The sequence below is a fragment of the Streptococcus sp. 3613 genome (assembly GCF_013277375.1).
GTDB classification, from domain to species: Bacteria; Bacillota; Bacilli; order Lactobacillales; family Streptococcaceae; genus Streptococcus; species Streptococcus pseudopneumoniae.
Genome location: NZ_VMMV01000016.1, coordinates 1 through 579, shown reverse-complemented (window position 1 = coordinate 579; position 579 = coordinate 1). Strand labels below are relative to the sequence as shown.

General features: G+C 38.9%; 1 tRNA gene and 1 pseudogene. Both read right to left on the bottom strand.

Going from position 1 to position 579, the window contains the following annotated elements:
- Positions 1 to 194: 194 nt before the first annotated feature.
- A tRNA-Glu gene (locus HT708_RS01700) sits at positions 195 to 266 on the bottom strand.
- Positions 267 to 315: 49 nt separating this feature from the next.
- Positions 316 to 579 (bottom strand): annotated as a pseudogene (locus HT708_RS01695) (IS30 family transposase); the annotation flags it as partial.

Here is a 579-nt window from a genome sequence, read left to right as displayed (position 1 = left end):
CATTGTTCAGTACTACAACTTCAGTTGTAGTGCCCTGCACATTGGTTCGTCTTGTTCAGTTTTCAAAGGTCTTTGTCACTCATTTCTCTCAAGCGACAACTATATTAGTATATCACAACTGCTTTCGCTTGTCAACACTTTTTTGAAACTTTTTTAATCTTTTTTTCATCAAGTGTTACAGCCGCAACATACCATAGTCCGTACGGGATTCGAACCCGTGTTACCGCCGTGAAAAGGCGGTGTCTTAACCCCTTGACCAACGGACCAGAGTGGTTATTTTCAACTCTTACTATTATACAGTCTTTTTCAGACTTGTCAACACCTTTTTCTAATTTTTTTAAACTTTTTACAATTTGCTAACTTCTCGCCAAATTTCAAGTTCAAGTTAGCCATGAAGAAGTCTTCTCTGGGTGATTTGTAGTTCAAGCATTTTTTAGGATAGTTATTAATCCAATTTTCGATGAATGCGACTTCTTTGGGAGTCGTTTTCTTAGTTCCCTTAGGTAACCATCTCCGAATGAGCCTGTTGTGATTCTCATTAGTTCCCCTTTCCCAAGAGGCATAGGGGCGCATAATAGA